This window comes from Micromonospora sp. NPDC049089 (genome assembly GCF_040648775.1).
In the GTDB taxonomy this organism is placed as follows: domain Bacteria; phylum Actinomycetota; class Actinomycetes; order Mycobacteriales; family Micromonosporaceae; genus Micromonospora.
Genome location: NZ_JBEZEH010000299.1, coordinates 1 through 5,988 on the forward strand (window position 1 = coordinate 1; position 5,988 = coordinate 5,988).

The window sequence follows — 5,988 nt, forward strand, 5'->3', positions numbered from 1 at the left end:
GACCTCATGAACTACGTGCTGCGGGTGAGTCACATGATTAAAAAACGGGCAGCACCGTCTCCGCTTCGGAGTGCGCGCCGCCACCTGCTGCGCGCTGTTCGTACGGGCGATGTACGCGAGTTGTACGCCGAGCGCCCTACCATTCCCCCGGACGCGATGATCTTCGATCCAAGCGGCACCGCCGGGTTCAGAGCTGAATCGGGCGTGCCGTGCCTCGTCGCCGGGGCGCGGTTCCCCGGCCGCCGGTAGGGAGGAGACCTCGATGACGAGTCCTGGTGCGGGCGGTGCGGTACCGTGACGCGGGTACGGTTTCACGCCCTCGGCCCGCTGCACGCCGAGGTCGGCAGGGAGTGGCTGGACCTCGGGCCCGTCCGGCAACAGGCGGTCTTCGCGATCCTGCTGTTCAACGCGGACCGCGTGGTCACACCGGCGTCGATCCTGCAGGGCGTCTGGGGCTGCCAGATCCCGGCGACCGGCGCCAAGCTGATCCCGCCGTACATCTATCGCCTGCGACGCACACTTGAGGCGGCGTGCGGAGACCCCGACGACCCCGCGATCGACAGTTCCCGGATCGGCTACCGTCTGCGTCTCGGTTCGGCCCGCACCGACGTCGCGGACTTCGACGAGGCGATGGAACGGGCCGCCGTGGCCGAGGCGGCCGGCGACCTCGCCGGGGCGGCGGCGCTACTGGCCGAGGCCGAGCAGAGTTGGACGGGCGAACCATTGGCGGGCCTGACCGGCCCGTACGCGGAGAGCCGTCGACAGCACCTGCTCGAACGCCGCATCGTCTGCCTGGAACACCGGCTGGAACTGCACCTGCGGCTGGGCGATTGCCGCCGGGCGATCCCCGCGCTCACCGCGTTGCAGACGGAGTATCCGCTGCGGGAACGGCTGGCGATCATGCTGATGACCGCCCTGTACCAGACCGGCAGGCAGGGCGAGGCGATGGACGTGTTCGGGGCCTTCCGTACCCGCCTGGCGACCGAGTTGGGCGTCGAGCCGACCCCGACGTTGTTCGCCGCGTACACCTCGATGTTGCGGGGCGACCTGGGCCCGGCCGTCGGGGCCGGGCGGTTTTTCCGAAGGACCCGCCCGGGGTCCACGGTCACCCGCACCTGTCGGCCGAGGCGCTGATCGGCGACCAGCTCAGACGGCCCGGCCGCTGTAGCCGGGCGTCTCACTCAGGCGGGGTCACCGGGCCGCGGTGGCCGGGCGCGACGCGCACCAGCAGTTGCCGCACCACGTCTGCGGCGGGGTGGCCCAGGTCGTCGTAGATCCGGATGGCCCGCTGCCATGCCTCGGCGGCGGCCGGAGGGTCCGCCATCGCCTCGCGCGCCTCGCCGAGCCGGACGAGGGTCAGGCTTTCGTGATACCGGTTGGCCGATTCCTGGAAGCGTTGGACGGACTGCTCGTAACAGACCGCAGCTCTGGCCGGGTCACCGAGCCGGTGGTACGCGAAGCCCAGACTGTCCAACGTCGCGGCCTGCCCGACGCGATCGTCGATCGCCTCCTGTTGGGTCAGCGCCTCGGCGCAGTCGACGACGGCCTGCTGGTAGTCACCGGTCAGGGCGTGCAGGTAACCCTTGACGTTCAGCGCGCGCGCCTCGGCGTACCGGTTGCCGATGAGCTGCGAGACCCGCAGCGCCTCGGCGCTGTGCTTGAGCGCCTCGTCCAACCGGCCGTACTGGGTGCAGTGCTCGGTGTACTGGCGCAGGATCAGCGCCAAGCTGTCCAGGTCCTCAAGCTGTTCGTACAGTTCCAGCGCCCGCTGAACGTGGTGCTCGGCCGCGTGCTGATCGCCGAGCCGCATGAGCGCGCGGGCGAGCATCCGGCTGGCCTGCGCCTGCGCCCGGACGTCGCCGATCCGCTGCGCCGCCGCGAGCGCCGCCTGCTGGGCTGCGAGCTGCTCCTGGAACATGCCTCTGGGCGCGAGGTACGCGGCCAGAGCCCAGGCGAGCTGGCAGGCGTACCGCTCGAAGCCGGTCTCCGCGGCCTGACGTAGTACCCGCAGCAGGACGGGGTGCTCGGCGTGGAACCAGGCCGCCGCGACGACCCGATCGGGCATCGGCACGTGCACGTTCGCCGGCATCGGTGGTTCCAGCTCGATGGGTGTCCAGGTCGGCTGGAGCAGCACCGCGCCGGGGTGCGCGCTGTGCAGGTAGTGGTCGTGCATCCGGCGCGCGGCGACCTGTCGCTCCTCGGCCAGGTCGGATGCCTGGGCCAGTTCGGCGGCGTACGACCGGAGCAGGTCGTGCAGGGCGTATCGCTCGGGTAGGTGCTCGGTCAGCAGGTGCAGCCGGGTCAGCTCCTTCAGCAGCGGGGTGACCGCCGCCCGGGGGCGGCCGAGCAGCGCGGCGGCGGCGTCTCCGGTCAGGTCGGGGCCCGGGTGCAGGCCCAGCAGGCGCAGCAGGCGGGCCGCCTCGGCGCTCAGCGTCCGGTACGACCAGGAGAAGATCCGGCGGACGTCCCCGTCGGCCAGCTGCTCGAGGCGGGACTCGGACTGGCGGAGTTGGGCCGCGACGGCGTCGATCGGGAAGGTGGACCGGGCGGTCAGCCGGGCCGCCACGATGGACAGGGCGAGCGGGAGGCGTCCCGTCGACTCGATCACCTCGCTGGTCGCCGCCGGTTCCGCCGCCACCCGGACGTCACCGAGTCGGCTGCGGAGCAGCCGCGTCGACTCGGCCGCGGTCAGCACCTCCAGCGTCAACGGTCGGGCGCCCTCGGCCACGGCGAGGCTGCTGAGTTGGTCGCGGCTGGTCACCAGGACGGCACACCGACCCACGCCGGGCAGCAGCGGGCGCACCTGGTCGGCGTCGCGCGAGTTGTCGAGGACGACGAGCATCCGACGCGAGGCGAGCAGGCTGCGGTACAGCCCGGCCCGAGCGTCGACGCTGCTGGGGATACGGCCGACAGATACGCCGAGCGCCTCCAGGAAGTCGACCAGGGCATCGGCGGGGGATACCGCGTCCGCGTCGTCGTAGCCTCGGAGGTTGACGTACAACTGGCCGTCGGGAAAGCGGTCGGCGGCCCGGTGGGCCCAGTGCAGCGCGAGCGTCGTCTTGCCCACGCCGGCCATGCCGCTGATGGTGACGATGTCCACGGTGGTCTGTTGTGCGGGTCGGGCGCCGAGGGTCGCGTCGAGGAGGTCGAGTTCGGCGCTGCGCCCGACGAAGCCGGGCAGGGCAAGTGGCAGTTGCCGAGGGCGGCCCGGTGCCGCGCGGGTCGACGTGTCGTCGACCGGCCCGGTCGTCGCGGTCCGCTGGCCGAGGCGGTGGTGCAGGATGTCGTCGTGCAACCGGGTCAGCTCGGGGCCGGGGTCCATCCCGGTCTCCTCGGCCAGCGCGCGCCTGGCCTGCTGGAAGGCTGCCAGCGCCCCGGCGATGTCGCCGATCTGGTAGAGGCCGGTCATGAGTTGGGACCAGGCCCGTTGCCGCAGTGGGTGACGGTCGAGCAGTGCCCTCAACCGGGGGATCGCCTGGGCGCCCTCGCCGAGCGCGAGCCGCGCTGCGGCGTGGTCCTCCTCGGTCAGCAGACGCCGCTCGGTGATCCGCGCGACCCGGCCGGCGAGGAGCCGGGGCAGTGGCAGCCCGGCGAAGGCCGACCCCCGCCACATGCCCAGCGCGCGGGCCAGCTCCGGCTGCGCCGCCGCCGGGTCGCCGGCGGCCAGCGCTGCCCGTCCGCGCGCCGCCGCCGCGTCGAACCGGTCCACATCCCGCTCGTCCGGTTCGACGCGAAGCAGGTAGCCGCCCGGTGTGGTGAGGATTCGGCGGCGCTCGTCCGCTGCGCAGTCGAGTGCCTGGCGCAGCCCTCGCAGGTAGGTGCGCAGGTTCGCGGCGGCCGAGGCGGGCGGCTGGTCGCCCCACACCATCGTCATCAGTTCGTTGGCGGAGATCGCCTCACCCGGGCGTAGCAGCAGAGCGGCCAGCACCAGCTGCTGTTTCGTCGACCCGAGGGGGACCGGCCGGCCGTCCCGCGACGCTGTCAGCGGCCCGAGCAGGTCGAAGTGGAGGGGCATCCTCACCTCAGGTTGCGGTGTCGGCCGGGCGAGACTGACGATCGCTGGAGCATCGAGCAATGACGTTAGCACCGATTGAACATGATCTTCATGTTTGGCCGGGCCGGCACACCTCCTGGACGCGTGGGGTGGCGGCGTCCAGCCCCGAATTCCATGCAGTGGGTGAGGCCTTGTGGATACCCCACCAAAGCTGTAGGAATAGTAGGTCATCGTGATCGGGAGAAGCCGTGACAGTTGTTTCCGCAGTACAGACCACGCCCACCGACAGCGGCGCGGCACCGCCGGCACACCCACCGCGCGCGCAGCGGAGGGCCGGCTGGAGGCGACGCACCACGCTCCGCGTCGTCTCCCTGCTGGCGCTGCTGGCCCTGTGGCAGATCCTCGCGGTGCTGACCGACAACCCCACGTTCATACCGTCACCGGGTGCGGTGTGGGACCGCCTGGTGCAGACGTCCACCACCCACGACGGCGTTCGCGGCTACAGCGGCCACCTGCTTATCGAGCACCTCGGTGTCAGTCTGCGCCGCATCCTGATCGGCTCGGTGGTCGGCGTGGCCGCCGGGCTGGTGCTCGGCCTGGTGATGGGCACCGTCGCCTGGGTGCGGGTCGCGACCGAGCCGGTCGTCACCTTCGTCCGCGCGCTGCCACCGCTGGCGTACTTCAGCCTGTTCATCATCTGGTTCGGCATCGACGAGACGCCGAAGCTGTGGCTGCTGTCCATCGCCGCGCTGCCACCGGTCGCGGTCGCCACCGCCTCCGCCGTCAAGGCCGCGCCCGCCACCCTCGTCGAAGCCGCCAGGGCGCTGGGCGGCGGCCGTTGGGCGGTCACCCGCGACGTGGTGCTCCCGCACGCGCTGCCGGAGATCTTCACCGGCATCCGTCTTGCTGTGGGCATCGCCTACTCGTCGGTGGTCGCCGCCGAGACCATCAACGGCGTGCCGGGCATCGGCGGCATGGTCCGCGACGCGCAACGGTACTCGCAGACCGATGTGGTGGTGCTCGGGCTGTTCGCCATCGGCCTGTCCGGCCTCCTCATCGACGCACTGCTGCGCACGGCGGAGGACCGGCTCGTTCCCTGGCGCGGTCGAAGCTGACCCGCGCTGTCCACAACCTCTCAGAATGGGCGTCCCGTGCGTAGACCGATCACCCCAACCCTCATCGCGGCCGCTCTGCTCGCTGCCGTCGTGCCACTCGCGGCCTGTGGCGACGGTGCCGCCAGCGGCGGTGGCGATCCAGAGCGCAAGAGTCTCCGGCTCGCCTATCAGGCGTTCCCGAGCGGCGACCTGATCGTGAAGAATCAGCAACTGCTGGAGAAGGCGCTACCCGACTACAAGATCACCTGGACCAAGTTCGACTCCGGCGCGAGCATCAACACCGCGTTCGCGGCCGGCAGCGTGGATATCGCCGCGATCGGCTCCAGCCCGGTCGCGCGGGGCCTGTCGGCGCCGCTGAACCTGCCCTACAAGGTGGCCTTCGTCCTCGACGTCGCCGGCGACAACGAGGCGTTGGTGGCACGCAACGGCACCGGCGTCGCCAGCGTCAGCGACCTGCGGGGCAAGAAGATCGGCACCCCGTTCGCGTCGACCGCGCACTTCAGTCTGCTCGCGGCCCTGGAAGGGGCCGGAGTGAAGGAGAGCGAGGTGACGCTTGTCGACCTGGAGCCGCAGGACATCCTCGCCGCCTGGACCCGGGGTGACCTCGACGCCGCGTACTCCTGGCTGCCGTCCCTCGACGAGTTGAAGAAGACCGGGAAGGTGCTGGTGAGCAGCCGCGAGTTGGCCACCGCCGGCAAGCCCACACTGGATCTCGGGGTGGTCTCCACGGCTTTCGCCGACGCGCACCCGGAGGCTGTCGACGCGTGGCGCAAGGCCGAGGCAAAGGCCCTCGACCTCATCGCGAGCGACCCGACCGCCGCGGCGACGGCCGTGGGTCGCGAGCTGAACCTGGACACCGCCGTCGCCCAGCACCAGTTG

5 protein-coding genes are annotated in these 5,988 nt (G+C 71.4%); 4 read left to right on the forward strand and 1 reads right to left on the reverse strand.

Going from position 1 to position 5,988, the window contains the following annotated elements:
* Both AB0B48_RS31425 and AB0B48_RS31430 read left to right on the forward strand, forming a co-directional pair.
* The coding region (locus tag AB0B48_RS31425; RefSeq protein WP_357207932.1) for a hypothetical protein at positions 1-249 on the forward strand (249 nt) is incomplete at its 5' end.
* 45 nt (positions 250-294) lie between these two features.
* Positions 295-1,134: an AfsR/SARP family transcriptional regulator gene (locus AB0B48_RS31430; protein WP_357207935.1), complete on the forward strand. Its 840-nt coding sequence runs from the start codon at positions 295-297 to the stop codon at positions 1,132-1,134.
* A gap of 43 nt (positions 1,135-1,177) precedes the next feature.
* On the opposite strand, the gene AB0B48_RS31435 is transcribed toward AB0B48_RS31430, so the two are convergent.
* On the reverse strand, positions 1,178-4,015 hold the full coding sequence (locus tag AB0B48_RS31435; protein ID WP_357207938.1) for a BTAD domain-containing putative transcriptional regulator: 2,838 nt from the start codon (positions 4,013-4,015) through the stop codon (positions 1,178-1,180).
* 227 nt (positions 4,016-4,242) lie between these two features.
* Between AB0B48_RS31435 and AB0B48_RS31440 the strand changes: the two genes are divergently transcribed.
* Together AB0B48_RS31440 and AB0B48_RS31445 are read left to right on the forward strand one after the other, a co-directional pair.
* The gene (locus AB0B48_RS31440; RefSeq protein ID WP_357207941.1) at positions 4,243-5,109 is read left to right on the forward strand and encodes an ABC transporter permease; all 867 of its coding nucleotides are present in this window, start codon (positions 4,243-4,245) and stop codon (positions 5,107-5,109) included.
* A 36-nt stretch (positions 5,110-5,145) separates the two neighbouring features.
* Positions 5,146-5,988, forward strand: an 843-nt coding sequence (locus AB0B48_RS31445; protein WP_357207944.1) for an ABC transporter substrate-binding protein, incomplete at its 3' end; no start/stop codon positions are given.